This is a genomic window from Albidovulum sediminis, from assembly GCF_025380365.1.
Classification (GTDB): Bacteria; Pseudomonadota; Alphaproteobacteria; order Rhodobacterales; family Rhodobacteraceae; genus Albidovulum; species Albidovulum sediminis.
Genome location: NZ_JAOCQF010000001.1, coordinates 1,082,325 through 1,102,667 on the forward strand (window position 1 = coordinate 1,082,325; position 20,343 = coordinate 1,102,667).

Annotated in this window: 23 protein-coding genes and 2 pseudogenes; 14 read left to right on the top strand and 11 right to left on the bottom strand. The window is 60.6% G+C overall.

What is annotated here, in order from left to right:
* Nucleotides 1–612 precede the first annotated feature (612 nt).
* The gene (locus N5I32_RS05345; protein ID WP_261494366.1) at nucleotides 613–1,449 is read left to right on the top strand and encodes a protein NO VEIN domain-containing protein; all 837 of its coding nucleotides are present in this window, start codon (nucleotides 613–615) and stop codon (nucleotides 1,447–1,449) included.
* A gap of 3 nt (nucleotides 1,450–1,452) precedes the next feature.
* Here N5I32_RS05345 and N5I32_RS05350 read toward each other — a convergent pair whose 3' ends face one another.
* From N5I32_RS05350 to N5I32_RS05385, 8 genes are all read right to left on the bottom strand, one after another.
* Complete coding sequence (locus N5I32_RS05350; protein WP_261494367.1) at nucleotides 1,453–1,836, bottom strand: hypothetical protein; 384 nt, start codon at nucleotides 1,834–1,836, stop codon at nucleotides 1,453–1,455.
* Nucleotides 1,833–2,027, bottom strand: coding sequence for a hypothetical protein (locus tag N5I32_RS05355; protein ID WP_261494368.1), 195 nt, complete (start codon nucleotides 2,025–2,027; stop codon nucleotides 1,833–1,835). Before N5I32_RS05355 ends, N5I32_RS05350 begins: the two co-directional genes overlap by 4 nt.
* On the bottom strand, nucleotides 2,024–2,473 hold the full coding sequence (locus N5I32_RS05360) for a preprotein translocase subunit SecD (RefSeq protein ID WP_261494369.1): 450 nt from the start codon (nucleotides 2,471–2,473) through the stop codon (nucleotides 2,024–2,026). Before N5I32_RS05360 ends, N5I32_RS05355 begins: the two co-directional genes overlap by 4 nt.
* Nucleotides 2,474–2,646: 173 nt before the next feature.
* Nucleotides 2,647–3,072 carry a hypothetical protein gene (locus N5I32_RS05365; RefSeq protein ID WP_261494370.1) on the bottom strand — a complete coding sequence of 142 codons (426 nt, stop codon included), beginning with the start codon at nucleotides 3,070–3,072 and terminating at the stop codon, nucleotides 2,647–2,649.
* Nucleotides 3,073–3,245: 173 nt separating this feature from the next.
* A complete protein-coding gene (locus tag N5I32_RS05370) occupies nucleotides 3,246–3,452 on the bottom strand; it encodes a hypothetical protein (RefSeq protein ID WP_261494371.1) in 207 nt (68 codons plus the stop codon).
* Nucleotides 3,453–3,483: 31 nt separating this feature from the next.
* Nucleotides 3,484–5,121: a chaperonin GroEL gene (groL, locus tag N5I32_RS05375; protein ID WP_261494372.1), complete on the bottom strand. Its 1,638-nt coding sequence runs from the start codon at nucleotides 5,119–5,121 to the stop codon at nucleotides 3,484–3,486.
* A 44-nt stretch (nucleotides 5,122–5,165) separates the two neighbouring features.
* Nucleotides 5,166–5,453 carry a co-chaperone GroES gene (locus tag N5I32_RS05380; protein WP_261494373.1) on the bottom strand — a complete coding sequence of 96 codons (288 nt, stop codon included), beginning with the start codon at nucleotides 5,451–5,453 and terminating at the stop codon, nucleotides 5,166–5,168.
* Nucleotides 5,454–5,647: 194 nt separating this feature from the next.
* Nucleotides 5,648–5,884, bottom strand: a complete 237-nt coding sequence (locus N5I32_RS05385) for a hypothetical protein (RefSeq protein ID WP_261494374.1) — start codon at nucleotides 5,882–5,884, stop codon at nucleotides 5,648–5,650.
* A 149-nt stretch (nucleotides 5,885–6,033) separates the two neighbouring features.
* On the opposite strand from N5I32_RS05385, the gene N5I32_RS05390 reads away from it, so the two are divergent.
* The 9 genes from N5I32_RS05390 (at nucleotide 6,034) to N5I32_RS21325 (ending at nucleotide 12,589) form a co-directional block, all read left to right on the top strand.
* Nucleotides 6,034–6,768, top strand: a complete 735-nt coding sequence (locus N5I32_RS05390; protein ID WP_261494375.1) for a Crp/Fnr family transcriptional regulator — start codon at nucleotides 6,034–6,036, stop codon at nucleotides 6,766–6,768.
* A 1,037-nt stretch (nucleotides 6,769–7,805) separates the two neighbouring features.
* Nucleotides 7,806–8,120, top strand: coding sequence for a hypothetical protein (locus N5I32_RS05395; RefSeq protein WP_261494376.1), 315 nt, complete (start codon nucleotides 7,806–7,808; stop codon nucleotides 8,118–8,120).
* Nucleotides 8,117–8,461 (top strand): hypothetical protein, encoded by a 345-nt coding sequence (locus N5I32_RS05400; protein WP_261494377.1) that lies wholly within the window; start codon nucleotides 8,117–8,119, stop codon nucleotides 8,459–8,461. Before N5I32_RS05395 ends, N5I32_RS05400 begins: the two co-directional genes overlap by 4 nt.
* Nucleotides 8,462–8,508: 47 nt before the next feature.
* Nucleotides 8,509–8,988 (top strand): hypothetical protein, encoded by a 480-nt coding sequence (locus tag N5I32_RS05405; protein ID WP_261494378.1) that lies wholly within the window; start codon nucleotides 8,509–8,511, stop codon nucleotides 8,986–8,988.
* Nucleotides 8,985–9,989 (top strand): hypothetical protein, encoded by a 1,005-nt coding sequence (locus N5I32_RS05410; RefSeq protein ID WP_261494379.1) that lies wholly within the window; start codon nucleotides 8,985–8,987, stop codon nucleotides 9,987–9,989. The genes N5I32_RS05405 and N5I32_RS05410 overlap by 4 nt, the downstream gene beginning before the upstream one ends.
* A 34-nt stretch (nucleotides 9,990–10,023) precedes the next feature.
* Nucleotides 10,024–10,866, top strand: coding sequence for a transglutaminase-like domain-containing protein (locus N5I32_RS05415; protein WP_439648191.1), 843 nt, complete (start codon nucleotides 10,024–10,026; stop codon nucleotides 10,864–10,866).
* 118 nt (nucleotides 10,867–10,984) lie between these two features.
* On the top strand, nucleotides 10,985–11,476 hold the full coding sequence (locus tag N5I32_RS05420) for a hypothetical protein (protein WP_261494380.1): 492 nt from the start codon (nucleotides 10,985–10,987) through the stop codon (nucleotides 11,474–11,476).
* A 70-nt stretch (nucleotides 11,477–11,546) separates the two neighbouring features.
* Nucleotides 11,547–11,855 (top strand): hypothetical protein, encoded by a 309-nt coding sequence (locus tag N5I32_RS05425; protein ID WP_261494381.1) that lies wholly within the window; start codon nucleotides 11,547–11,549, stop codon nucleotides 11,853–11,855.
* A gap of 221 nt (nucleotides 11,856–12,076) precedes the next feature.
* On the top strand, nucleotides 12,077–12,589 hold the full coding sequence (locus N5I32_RS21325; RefSeq protein WP_369414251.1) for a transglutaminase N-terminal domain-containing protein: 513 nt from the start codon (nucleotides 12,077–12,079) through the stop codon (nucleotides 12,587–12,589).
* A 183-nt stretch (nucleotides 12,590–12,772) separates the two neighbouring features.
* Here the strand turns inward: N5I32_RS21325 and N5I32_RS05430 are convergent, their stop codons facing one another.
* Entirely contained in the window at nucleotides 12,773–12,976 is a 204-nt protein-coding gene (locus N5I32_RS05430) for a YgjP-like metallopeptidase domain-containing protein (protein WP_261494382.1), read from the bottom strand.
* A 396-nt stretch (nucleotides 12,977–13,372) separates the two neighbouring features.
* Nucleotides 13,373–14,920, bottom strand: coding sequence for a phospholipase D family protein (locus N5I32_RS05435; protein WP_261494383.1), 1,548 nt, complete (start codon nucleotides 14,918–14,920; stop codon nucleotides 13,373–13,375).
* A gap of 1,039 nt (nucleotides 14,921–15,959) precedes the next feature.
* Here N5I32_RS05435 and N5I32_RS05440 point away from each other — a divergent pair.
* Nucleotides 15,960–16,238, top strand: a pseudogene (locus tag N5I32_RS05440) (mechanosensitive ion channel family protein); the annotation flags it as partial.
* Nucleotides 16,239–16,270: 32 nt separating this feature from the next.
* Here N5I32_RS05440 and N5I32_RS21330 read toward each other — a convergent pair.
* A pseudogene (locus N5I32_RS21330) lies at nucleotides 16,271–16,375 on the bottom strand (transposase); the annotation flags it as partial.
* A gap of 484 nt (nucleotides 16,376–16,859) precedes the next feature.
* On the opposite strand from N5I32_RS21330, the gene N5I32_RS05445 reads away from it, so the two are divergent.
* The 3 genes from N5I32_RS05445 (at nucleotide 16,860) to N5I32_RS05455 (ending at nucleotide 20,325) form a co-directional block, all read left to right on the top strand.
* Entirely contained in the window at nucleotides 16,860–17,624 is a 765-nt protein-coding gene (locus N5I32_RS05445) for a YbaY family lipoprotein (RefSeq protein ID WP_261494384.1), read from the top strand.
* 222 nt (nucleotides 17,625–17,846) lie between these two features.
* Nucleotides 17,847–18,299 carry a helix-turn-helix domain-containing protein gene (locus N5I32_RS05450; RefSeq protein WP_261494385.1) on the top strand — a complete coding sequence of 151 codons (453 nt, stop codon included), beginning with the start codon at nucleotides 17,847–17,849 and terminating at the stop codon, nucleotides 18,297–18,299.
* A 289-nt stretch (nucleotides 18,300–18,588) separates the two neighbouring features.
* Nucleotides 18,589–20,325 carry an alginate export family protein gene (locus N5I32_RS05455; protein WP_261494386.1) on the top strand — a complete coding sequence of 579 codons (1,737 nt, stop codon included), beginning with the start codon at nucleotides 18,589–18,591 and terminating at the stop codon, nucleotides 20,323–20,325.
* Nucleotides 20,326–20,343: the final 18 nt, after the last annotated feature.

Genomic DNA, 20,343 nt, shown 5'->3' on the forward strand with positions numbered 1-20,343 from the left:
TGGGCCACAACCCCCCACCCCCTCACAGTGTCCCTGCCCCACCTTCACCACACGGACTACCTGATGCTGATCGCGCGGCTTGCGGCCTTCACGCCCCTCGCGTAAGCTGTTGTCCAAGTGAGACAACAGGCAGAATGGACAACAGGCCGTCGCTTTTATCCTGCAAGATCATAGCCTTATCGGTGTGCGCTCAGGGTTGGCGTAGTCTCCCACCCTCTCCGCCACATTCAGTTGCCGAATCCGTCCAGGGGCCCCGATTGGGGCCTTTTTTCTTTTTGTTTCAAAGGGCGTTGGCCAAGCTATCCGCCCTTCGGAGACTGGACGCTTGACGCAGAACGGGTCTCCGAATGGCCTGCGTCTCTCTTCGAGCGCCCCTCGACGGTCACGGGGCGGCGTTAAACATCCGCGTCTTTCCAATGGGTTGCCGCGTTCATGGGTTCGCCCCGTTCGCGAGATAATCCGGTGACGGAGACTGACACGAAGGCGCAGGGCGGTCAGAAAGACGCCTCCGTGGTGGCCGATCCCCAAGTCCGGCGGAAGCGTCCGAAGCGAGACAGGACCCTGCCGGAAGTCTCTGATGACAAACAGACTTCGCGCCCATAGCCTGGCGCAATGTCGAACGGTCCCTGGACGGATGAAGAGAACGACCTGATCGTCGCGGATTACTTCGCGATGCTGGCCATCGACATCTCCGCGCGCCGCTACAGCAAGGCCGAGCATCGCCGCGCGCTCCTTCCGCTGCTGAACGACCGGTCCGAGGGGGCCGTCGAGTTCAAGCACCAGAACATCAGCGCGGTGCTGAAGGGCCTCGGCGAGGACTGGATCCCCGGCTACAAACCCGCGTTCAATTTTCAGATGACGCTGGTTGATGCCGTGGCGCGGTGGCTGGCGCTGAACCCGGCCTGGCTTGGGCGTCAGCCGGGTTTGCGTCCTGCGGGTGGCATGCGCGAGGCGGCGCAGATCTGGATCGGGCCGCCGCCGACGCTGTCGAACCAGCCGCCTCCGCAGGAGCTGGACCAGATGCTGCACATCGCCCGCAAGTTCGACGTGGCCGGCCGGGACGAGCGCAACCGGGCACTCGGCCGCGCGGGCGAGGAGCGCGTGCTGGCGCATGAACGGGCGGCCTTGCGGACAGCAGGACGGGACGATCTGGCGCGCAAGGTGCGCTGGGTGTCGGAGGAGGATGGCGACGGCGCGGGCTACGACATTGCGAGTTTCGCCCCGGACGGGCTCCCGCGGCTAATCGAAGTCAAGACGACGAACGGATGGGAGCGCACGCCCTTCCACATCACCCGCAACGAACTGGCCGTGGCCGACGAACGCCGGTCGGAATGGCGCATGTTTCGGCTCTGGAATTTCTCACGCGAGCCAAAGGCGTTCGAACTGCATCCGCCACTGGACGCGCATGTCTCGCTGACCGCGACGACGTTTCAGGCGAGCTTTCACTGAGGCTCAGTCGAACACCCGCTCCGGCTGTTCGTGCCACGGCAAGGCCGCGACATCGGTCAGTTTCAACAGGGTCACGGCGGGCACCTCCCGCTTGTAGACCAAGCGCTTGAGGACCCCCGGCGCGAGATAGGCGAGCCGCAGCTGTCGGCTGACATGGCGTTCGGCCAGCCCTACGGCTTTCGCCAGATCGGTCACCGTGTTGAATTCACCAGTCTCCATGCGCCGCCGCCAGCCCCACGCCCTGCCGATGGCGCGCAGGATATGCGGATCCTGTGTCCGGTCTTCGCTGGGCAGATAGGTGGAGGGCGGCATGATCTTCGGCCGACCGTTCTGCTTGCGGACCTTGAGCGGCACGAAGATCTGGATGGACTCGTCGGGTTTCATCATTCCGCCGCCACCTTCTTTCGTGGGGCCATCATGTCGCGCATGACGCCGGAGACGCCGTCGGTCCGGACATCGATGACCAGCCCCTCGGACGTGACGGTGACCCGGCCCACCAGCAACTGCACGATCCGGGTCTGCTCTGCAGGGAACAGCTGGCTCCAGACGTCCTCGAACGTCTGCAGCGCAGAGATCACGTCGGCCTCGGCGAAGGAGTGACCGCGACAAGGGCGGCCGACAGTCCATCAGGGTTACCGATGGTCACCCGCAGCTCGCCCGCCGGCGCATCCAAGCGGCGGACAGTGCCCACCTGATCGTGCAACTCGCGCAACGCATCCCGCACCTGCGGCCAGAGCAGTTCCATCCTTGCGGCATGGACATCCTTAACATGCACTGCGGCCAGAAGATGTGCGCCACCGCGCAGATCAAGGCCAAGGGCGACTAGGCTGGACGGGAGCCACGACGGCCATCGCTCGAGATCGGCCTCGGCCACTCCCGACAAAGCTCCGGTTTCGGCAAGGATGGCAGCGGCATCGTTGTGCCGTTCAACGGTCGGATAAAAGGCATTGGGAAGGGCAAAGAGGATGCCCCATAGACATACGCCCCAGATTAGGAGGCGTTTCCAGAGAAGGGTTCGTGACATGAACTGTCCTCGAACCGGCCGCGCACGCAGCACAGACCGCGTCGGATACCGGAAAATGATGTGACCTTGATTTCCCCGCAGGTCGCCTCGCGACCTGTGAGCACTAGGTTTGGGCGAGCCGTTGGGGGCATTGAGGAGCCGCGCGCCGTGGCGCGGTCCTTGTGCATCAGCAGTCAGGAAATTGGGGGCGCGCGGGGTTCAGGGCGGCTTTTCTCGCCAACGACACAGTGCACACCGGGTGTACAAGGCACCGCCGCAAGCAATACTGCCAGCGCCAAATGCTGGCAGTCGCAGACAACGGTCGTATCCTCCGGATCGCCCGATTGCCGGAAGTCCGGCACGTGCAGCATCTTACCGGCAGAGGTGAGGATGGCTAGAGACTCTACCCCTTGCAGTGCTGCAAGGTTGGCAAGTGCAGGTTGCAGAGACAGATCTCTCGGTCTGGACTGTGCACTTACCCAGACCAGCAGAAGCGACAAAAGCATGATCAAGGCAAATGATGCCCGACCCTGCTGTGCTCCATGTTCTGCCTGCGCTTTCATGTCGCCCTTGTCGCACTGCCAGCGCAGGTCGGCAATGCCAAATGCCTTGTTCACCATGCGACCTGTATTAACTAATTGCCGATCACAGAAAACTGGAGGGACACATCGGCCCTGAGGTCGAGACTCGTTCGCCCGCATGTGCGCCACTAGGCTGCCCGAAACAGCATGTCGCCGCGTCGCGCCGCCACCCGGCACCATCTCCAGAGATGGTCAAATACTTGCTCCGCTAGCTATTTCTTTTTGTGCTCGCCAAGATTGGTCAAGGCTTTGCCCTTCGTGAAGTCGGCTGTTGCAACGACCTTTTCCTTTGCCTTCTTGGGCTTCTTCGCTTCACGGTTGCCGCGTTGCTTGTCACCTTTGGCCATTTCAATTTCTCCTGGTTGCTTCTTCTGACGAAGTGATGCGTGTTTGTGTCCATCAAGAATGAAGTTTTGCATCCCGAGGCCCCTGCACAAGCGATGCTGTCGTTCACATCCTTCCGCCCATTCCACCCATGTCGGACATTTCGCTGCCGGCAGCAGCCTTTTCAGGCTTCTGCGCAATCATGGCTTCGGTCGTGATCAATAGCCCGGCAATGGATGCGGCGTTTTCGAGCGCGATCCGGACGACTTTCGTCGGATCGATGACACCGGCCTTCAGCATGTCGCCGTATTCCTCGGCCTGCGCGTCGAAACCGAAACTCGGGCTGTCATTCTCAATCACCTTGCCAACAACGACCGATCCGTCGACCCCGGCATTTCCGGCAATCTGGCGCAGCGGTGCTTGGATCGCGCGGCGCATGATCTTGATGCCGGCATCCTGATCACCGTTCTCACCCTTCAGCGTCGCCAGCACCTTGCCAGCATGGATCAGTGCCACGCCGCCACCGGGCACGACACCTTCCTGAACCGCAGCGCGAGTGGCATTCAGCGCATCGTCCACGCGGTCCTTGCGCTCTTTCACCTCGATCTCGGTTGCCCCGCCGACCCGGATCACGGCAATGCCGCCGGCAAGCTTGGCCAGCCGTTCCTGCAGCTTCTCCTTGTCGTAGTCCGAAGTGGTCTCCTCGATCTGCGCCCGGATCTGCCTGACGCGCGCCGCGATTGCGTCCTTATCGCCGGCACCGTCGATGATCGTCGTGTCATCTTTGGTGATCGCGACCTTCTTGGCGGACCCGAGCATGTCCATGGTGACACTCTCCAGCTTGGTACCCATTTCTGCGGAAATCACATGACCGCCCGTCAGCACGGCAACGTCTTCCATCATCGCCTTACGGCGGTCTCCGAAGCCGGGCGCCTTGACGGCCGCGACTTTCAGCCCGCCGCGCAGCTTGTTGACGACCAGCGTCGCCAGCGCCTCGCCCTCGATATCCTCGGCTACGATCAGCAGTTGCTTCTCAGCCTGAATCACAGCCTCCAGCAACGGCACCATGGATGCGAGGGATGTCATTTTCATTTCGTGAAGCAGGATGACACAGTCATCCAGCTCGACGATCATCTTCTGAGCATTCGTGATGAAATAGGGGCTCAGATAGCCGCGGTCGAACTGCATGCCTTCGACCACTTTGGTTTCGGTCTCCAACCCCTTGTTTTCCTCAACGGTAATCACACCTTCCATCCCGACCTTGGCCATCGCGTCGGCAATCTGCCGACCGATCTCGACTTCTCCGTTGGCCGAGATGGACCCGACCTTGGCGATCTCGTCGCTGTCGCCGACCGATCTGGACATGGTCTTGATCTCGGCCACCACTGCGGCCACGGCCCTGTCGATTCCGCGTTTCAGATCCATCGGGTTCATGCCGGCGGCGACGGCTTTCATGCCCTCCTTGACGATGGCCTGTGCCAGAACGGTTGCGGTCGTAGTGCCGTCGCCAGCCTCGTCATTTGTGCGGGAAGCCACCTCCTTCACCATCTGCGCGCCCATGTTCTCGAAGTGATCTGAAAGCTCGATTTCCTTGGCGACTGTTACACCGTCCTTGGTGATGCGCGGCGCACCCCAGGATTTGTCGAGGATGACGTTCCGGCCCTTGGGGCCGAGGGTGATCTTGACGGCATTCGCCAGCGTGTTGATGCCTTTCAGCATTCGGTCGCGGGCGTCGGTGCTGAACCGGACTTCCTTGGCGGACATGGTCGGGTGCTCCTGAGAATGAGATTTCGGCGTAGTTGTCGGGGTCAGGCCATGACGCCGAGAATTACGCTCTCCTTCATGATGATGAGATCTTCGCCGTCGAGTTTGATTTCGGTCCCCGACCATTTTCTGGACAGGATCCGGTCGCCAGCCTTAACCTCCATGGCAATGCGCTCGCCATCCTCGTCCCTAGCGCCAGCGCCGACCGCGACGACGTCACTCTCCTGCGGCTTCTCTTTCGCGGCGTCAGGGATGATGAGTCCGCCTGAGGTCTTCGCGTCGCCTTCGATGCGGCGGACGAGAACCCGGTCGTGGAGTGGAGTGAACGACACGTAAGTGCTCCTTCTTCGGATGTCCAAGGGAGCATGGCGATGTTCGGATGAGCTTTGGCACTCGCCATACCGGAGTGCCAATGTTATCGAAATGATGGCTCAGCAGGGCTTCTACAATAGCGCCTCAAGAATATCTCCCTGCTGTAGACCAGTTAGCACCCATTCATTCTCCGGCTCCTCTTCGAAGTTCGACCTCACATGCGGCTAAAAGATTTACCGCCAGTGATAATCGCGTTGATCAAGTCCGCGACGGCTCGGTGACCTTCCGTTTCGAGTTCGGTGCCGACGGCATTCTCATGGGTCGCTGCGGCGTCGCGAAGAATCCCCACGATCTCGTGCTCTGGAAGCAGCCCTCGATCGCTCATGGCAAGCAGCAGCGCCTCGCAAATCGACAAGGCAGCCTGGCCTGCATGCTCGCCTGCGGTGGACATCTGGGTTTCCCTTCTTGGCATCGCGAACCAGGATGGTGAGGCTCGAATGCATCCGCACTTCTCGCAGGAAGTGCTCTATGCTGGACTGATCCAGAGCAGTGTTCGGACCGATTTCCGCTTCTGGGTCATCACGACACGCCAGGAGTCCCATGACATCAGTTGAACAAAGCCCCCTGACCCGAAAGCTCTCAGCCTTCGTCGCCCTGTCTGATGTCGAATTGGCCGTGCTTGAACGCCTGCACCAGCGCCGCCGTACATTCATCGCAGGGCGCGACATGGTGCATCAGGGCCAGTCGGCTCAGGCCGCGTATATTCTGTCCGCGGGCTGGGTCTGTTCCTATAAGCTACAGGCCGACGGAACGCGGCAGATCGTGGATTTCCAGGTGCCTGGGGATTTCCTGGGGTTGCGGAGCGTTCTCTTGCGCACCTCGGATCACAGTTTCGAACCCATCGTGGACATCGAGGCCGCCGAAGTGCTGACGAGCGATCTTCTCGAGGCATTCGCGCGGACCCCTCGCCTGGCGACCTCCATACTCTGGGCGGCCTCGCGGGACGAGGCGATGGTCGTGGAACATCTCGTCGGGATCGGTCGGCGTGATGCGGACGCCCGCATGGCGCATCTATTGTTGGAGTTGAGCTCGAGGCTAATGCTGGTGGGATTGGGGGGCAAGGAGGGGTACGACTGCCCGCTCACGCAGTATCACCTGGCGGATGCACTGGGGCTGAGTGCCGTCCACGTGAACCGCGTCTTGCGAAAGCTTCGCGAGAGCGGACTGGTGACCTTTCGGGACGGCCACGTGACGTTTCACGACTATGGCGGCCTGGTGAAACTTGCCGAGTTCGATGCAGCCTATCTGGACCAGACCGGGCCACTCCTGAAGTGAGAGGGCCGCCCTCCGTTGTTCGGACGGCGACCCCGGTAATCACGTCAGACGATCGGGGTCACGCGAAGGCGTAGGTCGCCGCATCGCGTTCTTTGTTGGTCTCGGCGTCGTTCTTTGCCATATGCGCCTTCTCGGCAGCCCGGTAGTGCTTCAACGCCGCATCCTTCTTCAGGCCGGAGAACGCCTTGTCTCACCCGTCCTTCACGTCATTCATCTTCTCGGCGGTCTCGTTGTGTTCAGGAGCCATTGGGATTGTCCTTTCCTTGACGTTCAGAGAATAAGAAGCGCGCCGACATGCCGACCCTTTAAGGATCGGCATGCCCACACACTACTCGGCTACTCGGAAAAAGATGCACCACCAACTGTTCGGCGGGCACGTCTCACCCAACCGGTTTCGGCGCCTCGACGCACTGACGGAGGTTAGTCCCGGCGCGTGCGGCAGGTCGATTGCCTCTTCGGCTCTCAAGTCACGGCAGTATGCTGGTGGGAAATCCTCAGCCTTTTGTTGTCATCGTTGAGGTAGCTCAAGGCGCAGAGTGCTTTGTAGATGGGCACGTCGGGTTTCTCTGCCGAGAACGGGTAGGTGAGAATGGCGATGCTGCGCCTCTGCGTGACCAGCTCAGCGGTTTCGTTCCATGAATCGAGACCGAGCCGAGCGAATGTGGAGAGGACCGTTACGACAAAGCCGTTCCGGTCTTCGCCGACCGACACATAGAGAAATCGCTCGAACTCGGGCGGATGCGGGTGAGGACATTGGGGTCGACCATAGCCAATCCTTTCCCTGGTTACAGAAGCGCAGATCGCCCCTGTTTCCCGCAGGTTACGTGCGGGTCCGTTTCCGCGCCCTTACACAGTTCAGTGCTGACGGCAGGCCCCAAGCATTTTCAACTGGTGCGGCTCTCGATACTAACATGTGTCAGTGCGCCACGAATTCGCCTTGGGTACAAGAACAGAGATCGTTCGACTGGTCAGCGCCCGAAACCGCGGGCCGAAAACAGTGATGGACGACAGATCTTCCACCATCGCGGAGGCCTGAAATGACCATGCGGTCGACTCAATCTACGGTGACGTTTTCGAACGCGTTCACCTTGCCGGGATACCCGGGCGAATTGCCTGCGGGCGACTACGAGGTTCTTGTCGAAGAAGAGCTTCTCCAGGGGCTCAGCTTCGAGGCTTACCGGCGGACGGCAACCTACCTGACAGTGCGCGGCAGCGGCAGTCATACGGGACGCACCGAGTTCCGCGCGATTTCTGACAATGATCTGAAAAAGGCGCTGGGTCGGGACGCGGCCCTGAGCCAGACCAACAATCACAGCGAAGCGGCGCTTTCCCCGCAGGAGGTTAGAACATGAACACTCCCGAATGGCTCAAGCCCGGTATCTACGGCGCCGCGATCGGCGCGGTTTTCGTTGGCGTGGTCGGCTTCACCTGGGGCGGCTGGGTGACCGGCGGCACCGCGAATGACAGGGCGATGGCGATGTCTCGTGACAACGTTGTCGCCTCCATGGTGCCGGTCTGCCTCGACATGGCGAGCTCCGACCCGGCACGCGCAGTCAAGATGGAGACGATCCGGGACGCCTCGACCTACCAGCGGCGCGACGCGCTCATGGCCGCGGGCTGGGCGACCATGCCCGGAACTGATGCCCCGGATCGGGACATCGCGCAGGCGTGTCTCGCCGCACTCGAACTCTGAACGAGACAGGGCAATTCAACATCAATACGCGGGGTGCGGAACAGATCATGACACATGCGCAAACCCCTGCGCCTCCTGCTTCGGAGGCGACCGATCTCGAGCGGCGCGTACTGGCCCATGAAAGGGTGCTCCAAGCGCTTATCGCCTACATGGCCCGCACCGAGCCACGTTTCATCGACCACCTGCGAGAACGGTTCGTCGAACCGATGCGGATGGCCCGGCACGAACACGATCACCGCGAAACCGACGACTACGCAGAAGAATTCATTCGCGCCGTGATGCTCCTCGGCGACGTGCGCGCGCCAAAGGCTAAGGAGCTGGACGTGACCGAAAATCAACCAGTGCCGCCGGGAAGCAGAGGAGAACAGGTGTCTTCCATGGACCAGCCAGCGCAACGAGGAGGGGTTCAGGTACGCGAAAGAAACGGCATCTGGCAGGTGCAGGTAGATGGCAAGTTTCGCGGCGACTACCACCAGAAGGAACATGCCTTGGCGGCGGCGGCCTTACACAAGTTGTCCCTGCAATGACCGGTATCACCCCACCAAAATTCCCTCAGGAATTCCCGATCCAGGTGGCCGAAAACGAAGGCATGCCGTCGAGATCGAACTTCAAGGGCTCGCCGCCACCTGCCGCGCGCACCCGACGGTTGACCGGAACACTCACGCTTGGGCTATCGAAGACCCGCGCGGCAGCCGACGGACTCCGGTCCGCAAAGGAAGAGCCGATGAGGCACCACAAGGAATCGACGAGACACCCGCTTGCAAGGCTGATCGCGAGGAAGGCAGTCGTGGCCGGAGTGATCGCATCCATGGCCCTCCCCGTCTTCGCGCAAGACGGCACCGGGCCACTGCCGGGCAATGCAGAAGCCCGAAGCTATGGCGGCGGTTGGAACTGCGCGCTTGGTTTCCGGGTGACCGGTGGGGAGTGTGTCGCCATCGACATCCCGGAGAATGCCTATGCAACCGGTCGGTCCTACGGTTCGGGCTGGGTGTGTCGGCGCGGGTACGAAGAAGTGGGAGGGACCGCCTGCGAGGCGATCCCAGTGCCCGAGAATGCCTTCCTGCGATCCTCCGGCCATGACTGGCAGTGCGACCGCGGATACCGACAGGAGCGCGAGACCTGCGTTCCAATCGTCCTACCAGACAATGCCTACCTCACCGACGAAACATCAGGCTCCGGATGGACCTGCGAGCGTGGTTTCACCGCCAGTTCCGACACCTGCGTTCCGATCGCGGTTCCGGAGAACGGGTATCTCACCAACGCGGACTACGGTGACGCATGGGCCTGCGAGAGAGGTTTCTTCGAAATCGATGGCCGCTGCGATCCCGTGGCGCTTCCTGCGAATGCGTATCTCGACCAGGAGTCCTACGGGCCGGGATGGAGGTGCGAACGGGGCTTTGAGGCGGTGGACGATGCCTGCGTCGCGATAGATCTTCCTGCGAACGCCCATCTCGATCGATTGGGAAACCGCTGGAGCTGCGATCGCGGTTTCCAACTCGCGGATGGGGAGTGCGTTATTGGACGATAGATTGCCACGATTCGATCATGTCGGTGGACCGGGCATCCGGATGCGCATCGGTTGTCGCTTGCGCTACAGGCTGACACAACCGACGCCGCTCATTGCCATGCTGAACGTGCACTATTCGCGCTTCGGCGATCTGGAGCGCGCCGACTATCTGGTTACCTCGCCCAGTGTGCCGCTGGAAAGCTATCGCGATGGGTTCGGCAACTGGTGCACGCGAATGGTGGCCCCGGCGGGGGACTTCACCCTGTCCAACGACGGGATCTTCCGCGACACCGGACTGCCTGATCCGACAGCGCCCGAGGCCGAGCAACACGCAGTTCAGGACCTGCCCTTCGAAACCTTGGTCTATCTTCTCGGCAGTCGTTACTGCGACACCGATCTTTTGTCGGAGGAGGCCTGGCGCCTATTCGAGAACACCCCGCCTGGCTGGGCACGCGTCCAGGCGATCTGCGATTTCGTGTACTCCTCGGTCTCGTTCGACTACATGCAGGCGAACGCGACACGCACGGCGTCCCAGACGCTGGCGGGGGGACAGGGGGTCTGTCGGGATTTCGCCCATCTAGCAATTGCGTTCTGCCGGTGCATGAATATCCCGGCCCGTTACTGTACCGGCTATCTGAGCGATATCGGCGAGCCCGTGCCGCATCCGCCCGGCGATTTTGCAGCCTGGATGGAGGTCTATCTCGACGGCCGCTGGTGGGTTTTCGATCCACGCAACAACGTGCGGCGGAAGGGACGGATCCTGATCGCCCGTGGCCGAGATGCTGCGGATGTGCCGCTGACGCAGACTTTTGGGCCGAACACCCTGACGCAGTTCGACGTCTGGACTTGGGACGCAAGACACGACCCAGCCGAGGCGTCGCCTGTTTCTGGCAAATGATGAGTGGCTTCCCGCAGCAGGACAGATGTGTTCGTTCGTCACCGGCTCGCGAGGCCGGCCGTTCTGGCGGCATTCTCGTCATGGTACCCCATGTCACCAATCGTCCTGGAGATTCGATATGACCACTTCGATCAAGACGAATGCCGTATTCCTGCGACCGTTCCAGCTTCCGAGTTTCAACGAAACCCTGCCGCCCGGCGAATACGAGATCGAGACTCAGTTGCTCGAGCCAGCGGACTGGATCGAGCCGGGCGCCTGGGCGTCGTCCGTTCTCGTGCACCTCCATCCGCGCGCCTCGCATCCCGGGCTCGGTCGAACACTCACCGTGCCGCTCGCCGAACTGGAGAGTGCAGTGGCCAAGGACAAGCTCACCGGCAAGGCTCTGACGGACTACTTCCTCGAGGAGATGCTGGCCGACCCGATGATCCGTCTCGTCATGCAGGCGGACGGGGTGGACGAGGCCGAGATCCGAGTCCTCTATTCGGCCCAGCCCCGTACCAGCCAGGAAAGCGCAGGCGGAACGCGCAGCGCCGCCCCACCACGCAAAGGGGCCGAGACGGACGATACCGGACCGCGCGCTGGAAGCGGGCGCCCAGGCATCGGAGAATGACTTGCGGGTCCGCAAAACGACACCACGTCCGACCGCAAGCGGGCCGTGGTGGGGCTTTGGGAGCATTGGCGTGACGGATGACCCGATCGATCTTGACGGTCGCAGGACAGAAGCCGGCCGACATGAGATGGAAATGCGGCGGCGACCTGCGAACGACGCCCCGTCTTCGCCACCTTCGGAGCAACCGCACCTCCGTAGTCTCGAAGACCAGATGTTGGCTGAGCCGGCGCGAACATGGGTCGAGGTGATGGAGAAGTGGCGGTTCCTTCTCGAACGATATTCGGCAACACCGGCGGCCCGCGATGAACGCATTCAGAAACTGATCAGGCGGGCCATCGGAGACATGGAGCGGCTGCGGAAGCGTGAGGAGCGCAAGTGACAATGAAATCAGCAGACGCGGAAATCCAGGTTGTGAGGGCGACAGCCGACATTGCTGCCGAGCGTGTCTGCCTCAGGTGCAGGTCATCCTTCTGGAGCGAGGGGTTCGGTGAGCGGGTATGTTCGAGATGCAAGGGATCTGCCGTCTGGCGCACGGCGATCTACGAGGGTGGCGGACATGGGCGCCGGCGTTCCGGCGGTCGAATGTCGTAGACATCACCGATGCCATCCGTCACCATCACACGCGCGACCAGCTATCGGTATCGCACCGCGGTTTCATTCGGGCCGCAGAGGCTGATGCTGCGTCCGAGGGAGACCCGGGATCTCAGGCTGACATCCTTCGAGTTGGAGATCACTCCCGAAGCCCGCATCGACTGGTTTCACGATGTTGCCGGCAATGCCGTCACGACGGCACAGTTAGACACCAACACGACGATGCTTTCGGTCCGATCGCGCGTGCACGTCGAGACGGCTCGGCAATGGCGACGTCGGCACAGTCACCATCCTGCACGAGCGGGTGCACCAGATCGACCGGCTCAAGGACGAACTTGGATAAGCTATTGTAAAAAAACGGAAATACAGATCCGAAGCCGAACTGCCGGAAGGCCGAGCGAGGTGGAGAAGGTTGGACCGCAGGCCCATCCCCTCCGCCACTCGCCCCCGCGAAAGCGTTCTCCTGATCCCATTGATGCCGGATTTTTCCGTTGTTTTCGAGGGTTATGCGGGAGGGGCTGAGCACTGACCCCGACACTAGGAGGGCTGGAAGCGGTCTCTCAGGGCCGATATTCTCTGGACCTCATGACTGTGCCCGTTTGGTGAACTTCTTATAAGGTGTTGTTGAATAACAAAAAAACCAGCCCCTGAAATTGCTTGGATTTGGGTCGCGTTTAGGACTGCTGCGACCGGGTTCGGAAGTTCTCAAGCCATGGCCCGCTCCAACTTCTGCTTCCGACGCCCCCAGTCGGGCATCACCTTGTCGAGGAGTTCGAAGAAGGCGGCCCCGTGATGAGGCTCTGCCACGTGGCAGAACTCGTGGGTGATCACGTGGTCGATGGCGTCGACCGGCGCCTTCGCGAGGCGGCGGTTCAGAAGCAGGTGCCCTGCCGGAACATGGACCCCCATCGCTGCCGGGTCTGTCGCACGATGAGGCCATTAGGCCCGAATTCCTCGGGATCCGGGAAGAGACCGAGGCAGAGTTCGATCCGCTCCGGAGACTTGATGTGGGCCCGGTCTCGATACCATGCCTCGACCAGTTTGCTCGTTACCTTCGGTCTAGTTGGCCGGTGCGTCTGCACCACGATGAAGCCGCGGACAAGCTACACACCTTGCCGGATCTGGCGCCGGTTGCTACCCGCGTTGCCCCCGGCCTCCAGATGCCGTGATCACGCCTGTTCAGTGATCCATCTTCGTGGGAAGGAAATGCACCTGAAAATTTCGATGTAAGTCTTGTTGAGTGTGAAGGAACTGGCACGGAACAGCCCGCAGCACACGTGTTTGACGGGAAGGTCAGTCTGTTTGTCACAAGACCCATTCTATCGGCAGCAGGCTCATGAGCCATACGATACTCCGTTCCACCGCAGAAGTGTTGGGCTCGTGGTCATACACTTGGGTCGTCCCGTCGGCATGGGTCTCTGTCCAGACCATGGCGCCGTCTGGCGCTGCGTCTACCGCATAGAAGGTCTCCGGACGGTCGAGGGCGCGCGCCATTGCTGTCGCGATGGCGGGACTCTCGACAAGGAAGCCCATCTCGGTGTTGAGGTTGGCCGAGCGCGGGTCAAAGTTGAACGACCCGATAAAGAGGTGTTTGCGATCGACGGAGAAGGTCTTCGCGTGCAGGCTGGACTGAGACCCCGTCAGAATTTGGGTCAGTGAGGCACCTCCTGAGTTTTCGGGGCGCGAGCGCAGTTCCAGAACCTCGGCTCCCGCACGCGCAAGCCGGTCACGATATCCCATCCAGGCGCTGTGAACGACCGGCACGTCAGTTGCCTCAAGCGAGTTCGTCATCAGCCGGACGCGGATTCCCTTCCGAATATACTGTTCGAGCATCTCCGTGCTCGCCTCGCCCGGGATGAGATAGGCCGAGACGAGATCAACGCTCTCCTCGGGTGCCGCGACAAGCTTCGGAAGCAGCCCTACCAGCAGGGCTTCGTCCTCGGCATCGCCCAAACCTTTCGCAGGGTCGTCGCTGACCAGTGTGACTTTCGTCCATTCCATCACGTCTTTGCCCGCTATGATTTGCGACAATACAGGTGCATCAGTGATCGCCTTGGCATAATCAGTGCCGCGTGCGCTCTTCTCAGCCTCGGCCACCGCCGATGCCAGCTCCGCCAGCCCGCCCCGGGACGGCGGGAGGACATCGGCGGCGGCGTAAGACGAACCGCTGCTCCAGTAGGCGTCGAAATCTGCGGAGACGTCCTTCGCCGCTTGGCCGACGGCCAGCACGTCGAAGTCGAAATAGGCGACGCCTTCGCCGTAGGCGAAGTAGATGTCGCCGATATTGCGCCCGCCGATCACCGTTGCGACGCCATCGACCGTCATCGACTTATTGTGCATACGCCGGTTCAGCCGGAAGAAGTCGAAGGCATAAGACAAGAGCTTGGGGCTTCGCATCGTGAAAGGATTGAAGATTCGGATCTCGACATTCTCCATCGCGTTGAGATCAGCCAGGACATTGTCGAGGCTTGGGATGCCGTTGTCGTCGAGCAGCAAGCGCACCCGCACGCCGCGCGCGGCGGCTGCGCGCAACTCTTCGAGGAGAAGCCAGCCTGTCGTGTCGTGATGCCAGATATAATATTGTGCATCGATGGTCTCGTCGGCGGCTCGCGCGAACAGGATCCGCGCCGCGAGCGCATCGCGGCCGTCGGCCAGCGGAACCACCCCACTCATCCCCTCATTCTCCACCATCAGCGGCAGGATGGCGGCTCCGAGGCGTGTGTCCTCACTGGCGGGAAGTGCAGTCGACGAATCGCCCGCCGGGAGTGGCGGGAGCGGATGGGTAAGTCGCAAGGCGGCGATGGCCAGCACCAAGACGATAATGATCGTCGCGAGAAACTTGATAAGCCGCATGACGCATCATCCCTTTCAAGCCGGCGCTTCGCGGTCTTCTGGCACGCGCCGGAAACTTGAAGCAACCTTGGGTGCGCGCATAGCGCATAGCCTTTGTGTTGGCATACAGGATGGCAGCGCCCGCGACTATCGCGATTAGCTGATCCGGCGTGGACCACCTAATTGACAGGATCAATGCACCGCCAAAGAGCCCCGACAAGTTAGCAATATACCCGAAATGGGTAGATGCGTGCGAGAAGAAACAACAGCCTCCTGCTAGAACAGCCACCGATACCGCAGGGGACAGATGAAACTCAACCCAAAAGAGGAACCACTGGCGCATGTCATCGCAATAGCGGTCTTTTCGTTGTTCCTCGCGATATCGGCCAGCATTGGCTTCGCGCAAGGCGATGCGGTCGCGGAAGCGGCGACGGAGGCAAGTCCGGGCTCTATTGCCCAAGTTGGGAGCACACCGCCATATCCCGCGGGTCTCGAAGCCCGGTCCATCAAACTCGAAGATCTTGAATTGCTTCTGATTCCGCTGACGCTGGATCAACTGGGGCCTTTTGCGGCGTCATGGCAGGGCAGAGCAAGAGCAGCCACGCAGGCTGTCGTTGACAAGACGGTCGAGCTTCTTGCGGCGGAAGTTTATGTCACCGCGAAATTGCGTGAGGAGCGTCTTGTGTTGCTCGCCGAGCGTCAGGAGGTCTTCGACAAGCTGATGGCCGAGGTATCGAACCTGGAGGCCAAGGGTGGAGACCCGGCAGAGGTGTCGGTATTGCGCGACTCCGTCAGCGCAATCAGCATTAAGGAGACTTCGCGCCTAACGTTTCAGGAACTGTTCGACAGCGCGTGGAACTGGGTGATCTCGCCCGACGGAGGCGTACAGCTCGGCTTCAGCGTCACGATAATCATTGCATCGTTATTCGATCTCTTCATCGCGGCGAGAATGGTCCGCATCTGGCTCCGGCGCGCCATCCGCCAGGTGCCAAACCTTTCGAAGTTGCTCCGCGATTTCCTTGTCATGGTTGTGTACTGGCTGACTGTATCGGTCGGATTGATGATCGTCCTCGCGGTTCTCGGCGTGAACGTAACGCCGCTGTTCGCGGTTGTCGGGGGCGCTTCCTTCATCATCGCATTCGCGATTCAGGACAACTTGGGCAACCTTGCTGCCGAGCTGATAATCATGATCAACCGTCCTTTCGACGAGGGCGACTATGTGGATGTTGGCGCCACCTCCGGGACCGTGGATTCTGTTTCGATCGCCGCGACCAAGATGATCACGCCGGACAACCGGGTCATCGTGATCCCAAACAGCAAAGTCTGGGGAGATGTTATCACCAACACCAGCGCCAGCGACACCCATCGAGTCTGTCTGATCCCCGCCTTGCGGCAGATCTCCGCGACCGGCGTGCCCTCCTTACCCTGCCTCAGCACGAACGCCTTCTGCCCGTCCGAAAACTTCGATGCCTTCATCGTCCTCAGCTCCTTTCCCAGCCAGGAAAGCGTAGCCGAAAACTCCAGCTTCAAACGGTCCAGTTTCCGGGGTTTAGAGCACCGCCGCCCCTGGGTTCGCGCGGAAGACTACCTGACAGTCTATTGGAACCTGAGGCGTGCTGTTAAGGAAGCTTTCGACGAACGCGGAATCTCGATACCGTTTCCTCAAACTGACATGCATCTACACGTCGCCGACATCGACAGTGTCGGCAAGCATTCTCCTATTGTGGCAGCACTAACGGTCAGACCTGGTGAGCTTCTCTCCGGACTGGGTGGTGAGGTCGGCGAAGACGCGGAGAACAATACACAGAAGCAACCAAGGACCCGGCGGGGACAGCATTCCCGCTATGTCTTCTCGAGTGCCTCTCCGCTCTAGGCGCAAAAAACTTCCCACCAGTCCCTCAAGGCCTGGCATTTCCACTTAAGGTTTCGCTTTCCACCCCTCCTTCACAGGCAATCGAATATGCGACTCGTCGTTCTTACTCTCGCGCTGATAATGGCCCAGGCCGCAACGTCCTCCTCGGCGGAGGCGGATTCGAAATCCATCGAAATCACGGTTTCATATCGGGAGCGCATTGCCCTCCCACCGGACGCGCAACTTGATGTTCAGCTTCTCGATGTATCTCGGGCGGAAATGGCTGCAAAGCTCCTGGCGTCCAAGCGCTTCGCGATTGCAGGCGTTCCGATGGCCGTGAGCTTGAGCTATGATCCAAAAATCATCGACAAACGATCGCGCTATGCTCTTGTCGCCGTCATATGGTCTGGTGAAGATCTGATTTTCAGGTCCACACAGCTGTACCGCGTCTTTGACGGCGCCGATATGCGACAGGTGGATATCCTGCTCACCATGTGGACAAAAGATGATCGAATCGCCACCGCCATTCCCCGATCCATATCGGGCATCTTGTGGGGCGTCACTGAAGTCGCAGGCAAGCCATGGTCTAATGACGACCCTGCAACACTGGCAATTGACGATGAAATGAATTTCTCGATCTTCGGCGGATGCAATCGGTTCACCGGGCAGCTAATCCTTTCGAAAGGCCAGATCTCTTTTCCGGGGAGTTTCGCGGGGACGCTGATGGCCTGTCCCGATCAAGCAGAGGGTCTCGAACGGAGCTTTCTTGAGGCCCTGCGCCGGGTATCCGGTTACGTGCGATACGGCGCCGGTCTCGTGATGACTGATGTTAACGGAAACGCCTTGGTTCACTTTGAGGAACGACTCGAATAGCGACTTTTACCCGATCCACCTCCCGAGCTGGGCCCGACGGCTGAGTGCGTCTTACACTTCCGTCGTACCCCCGGCACCGAGCGTGAAAGGCGCGCCCGGAAGATCCAGTATGATCGGACTTGCAATCACCCGGCAGCCTAACCGTCAATCACTTGGTGAAGATGCTTCGCTCGGGTAGTCTGGCTTTGCGAGACTGCGAAGAAGGCCGGGAGGTCCAGACGCATGTTGCCACGTTCGATGACACGCGCTTGGATCGAAGAACGCCTCGACGTGATCCATCCTGCTCACGTCGCCGGTTTCGTGACGCTCATGACGGAACTGCGCAGGCATTTTGACGGCGATCTCGAAGCATTACTCGTCCTCGCCTGCATTTCAGCCAGAGTCAAAGGTGAAGGCTGGCAAGCGTCATTGCTGCATGGTGAACAGCAGCAGACAAGAAATACCCCGACAAACGCACTGTCGATTTCTCACTGCACCGGAATCCCGCGTGAAAGCGTTCGGCGGCGGATCCGCGCACTTGAAGAAAAGGGCTGGATCGAGCGCGACAGCGACGGGAACTGGGGTCCGACATTGGTAGCAGCAAAGGATCTCAGGCCCGCTACCGAGGCGACGATCATCTACCTCAAGACAATCCTTGGCGCCGCTGTCGAGGCGCAAAGAAATCGGCCCGACTAGATTTCGCAGCAATTGCAGGGCGACCATGGCGCACGCCACCCGCCAATCGTGACCTTGTCGGCGATCGAGAGACCTAGTGGCCCGGGGCTCGACGAAGTGTTCCGACTCCGACCGATCCAATCGGCTCATTCACGACAGTGAGCCGGGGAGAAGGTCAGATGACACGCAGCCCAGAGACTTATCCGGGTTGAGTCCCGGATACCCAAATCGGGCAACAAGGCTCTTGTTACCTGTTGCCCTTCACGACCTAACATGAGGCCTTTGATATGCGCGTTCCGGGGAGGACGACATGCGGCAAGGGCGGATGGCGCTATGTTTGGCGTTAACGGTTCTTCTGGGAATTCCTAGGCTTGTGGCCTTTCCGGATCCTGCGGCAGCGCAGGGCGTGGGTGGAGTGGATTCATATACCAACCAGCTTGTCGAGCGAGTTACGGTACGGATCGCGAACCCGAGCTCCGACGGCGCGTTAAATTCTCGCGTCGAGGACCAAGTAAGGACGCTTCTGAGCCTGTTTCCTGGGGACCGCTTTTCGGAAGAGCGTCTTGCCTTCCAGCTTTCCCAAGCTCGTCGAATCAAGGATGTCGCCTCCACGGACTATGAGGTGCAGTTCGGAGCGCGTAACGGCCTGGAGGTCGTTGTCGAGGTCACCTTGGGGGACGTTTCCGCTGAGGGGCGCGGACTGGCGTTCGGCGGAGACTTTCCGACTATCTACGACAGGAATGGCACATACGTCCGTTTCAAGCTCGACCTCCTCGGTCTCTACTATGCGAACAATAACGCCTGGTATGGCCGGCCTGATGCCATGCTTGCCGACAATCCGCTCGTGCAGGGAACGCCCGCGGGCGAGGGCTGGGACCAGTGGCTCGAGACCTATGCGCACTATGGGATATACGGCATTACTCCTATCGCCCCGCAGACGTACTTGTACGGCGGACTCAGCGCTATCACGGCGGGTTCAGCTGGACAGGAGCTCTTCACCGACAAGAGCCGAAGCTACACCGGGATTGAGGATGCCTACTTAGGCGTGGTTGGCGGGAGCACGGACGCTCGGGGCAACCGGCTTGCCTACAACCTGACTTTCGGTCGCCAGCGCTTCACGCTTGCGGACGGCTTCCTCATGGCAAACACAGCGGCTAACGGCCAAGAGCGCGCGGCACTTCAGGCAAACGCGCGGTGGGCTTCGGATTTTCTGGCGCTCGCGCAGCTCCGCTACAACGACACCAAGTTCGAGCTGTTCTACATCGATCCGGACGAGCTTCCCGCGATTGACAGCAATACGACCTACCTCGGCGCAAATGTCGAGATGAAGCCAATGGATGGGCTGACACTTGGGGCCGCCTACGTCACCTCTCCCAGCTCAAATTTCAGCTATTTCTCGCCTGTCGGTGGCATCGCTGGGACACGGGAGGGCTTAAAGGTCTATGACGCACGGTTGAGCTACAGTCCGAACCCATCTGGCCAGGCGGGCCCGTTCTTCGGCGCAGAATATGCAGTTCAGCGGAATAAGAACTTCGATATGGACGCAAGGGCGGGTTGGGCCGAGGCAGGCTATTCCTGGCCGCAGGCGAAGTGGTCGCCTACCGTGAGTTATCGCCTGTCGATGTTCAGTGGCGACGATCCGGCGACGGCGACCTACGAGCGCTGGGACCCGATTCTGTCGGGTGGAAACGGCCAGCAGTGGGTGCAGGGCGCGAACCATTTCAAGGTCGTCCAGAACAGCAACGTGCTCGCGCACCGAGTCCAGGCCAGCTTCCGACCGAGCCCCAAGGTGGAAATCGTTCCACAACTCTGGGCGTTCTACGCAGACCAGGAGAACAACATCGGGGGCAACCCTGCGCTGAGCTTTCTTGACGGCGAGGAATACGGCTTCGAGGCGAACGTCACGGCCAAGTGGTTCATAAACCGCAACACGTACGTTCACGGGCATCTTGCCTACACGATACCGGGCGACGCAGCGAAGTCGGCGCTCGGAGGAGACGCGAAGAACTGGCTGAGCGCCATGGTCTTCTTCCGCTACGCATTTTGATAATCCAGGAGAAAGCAA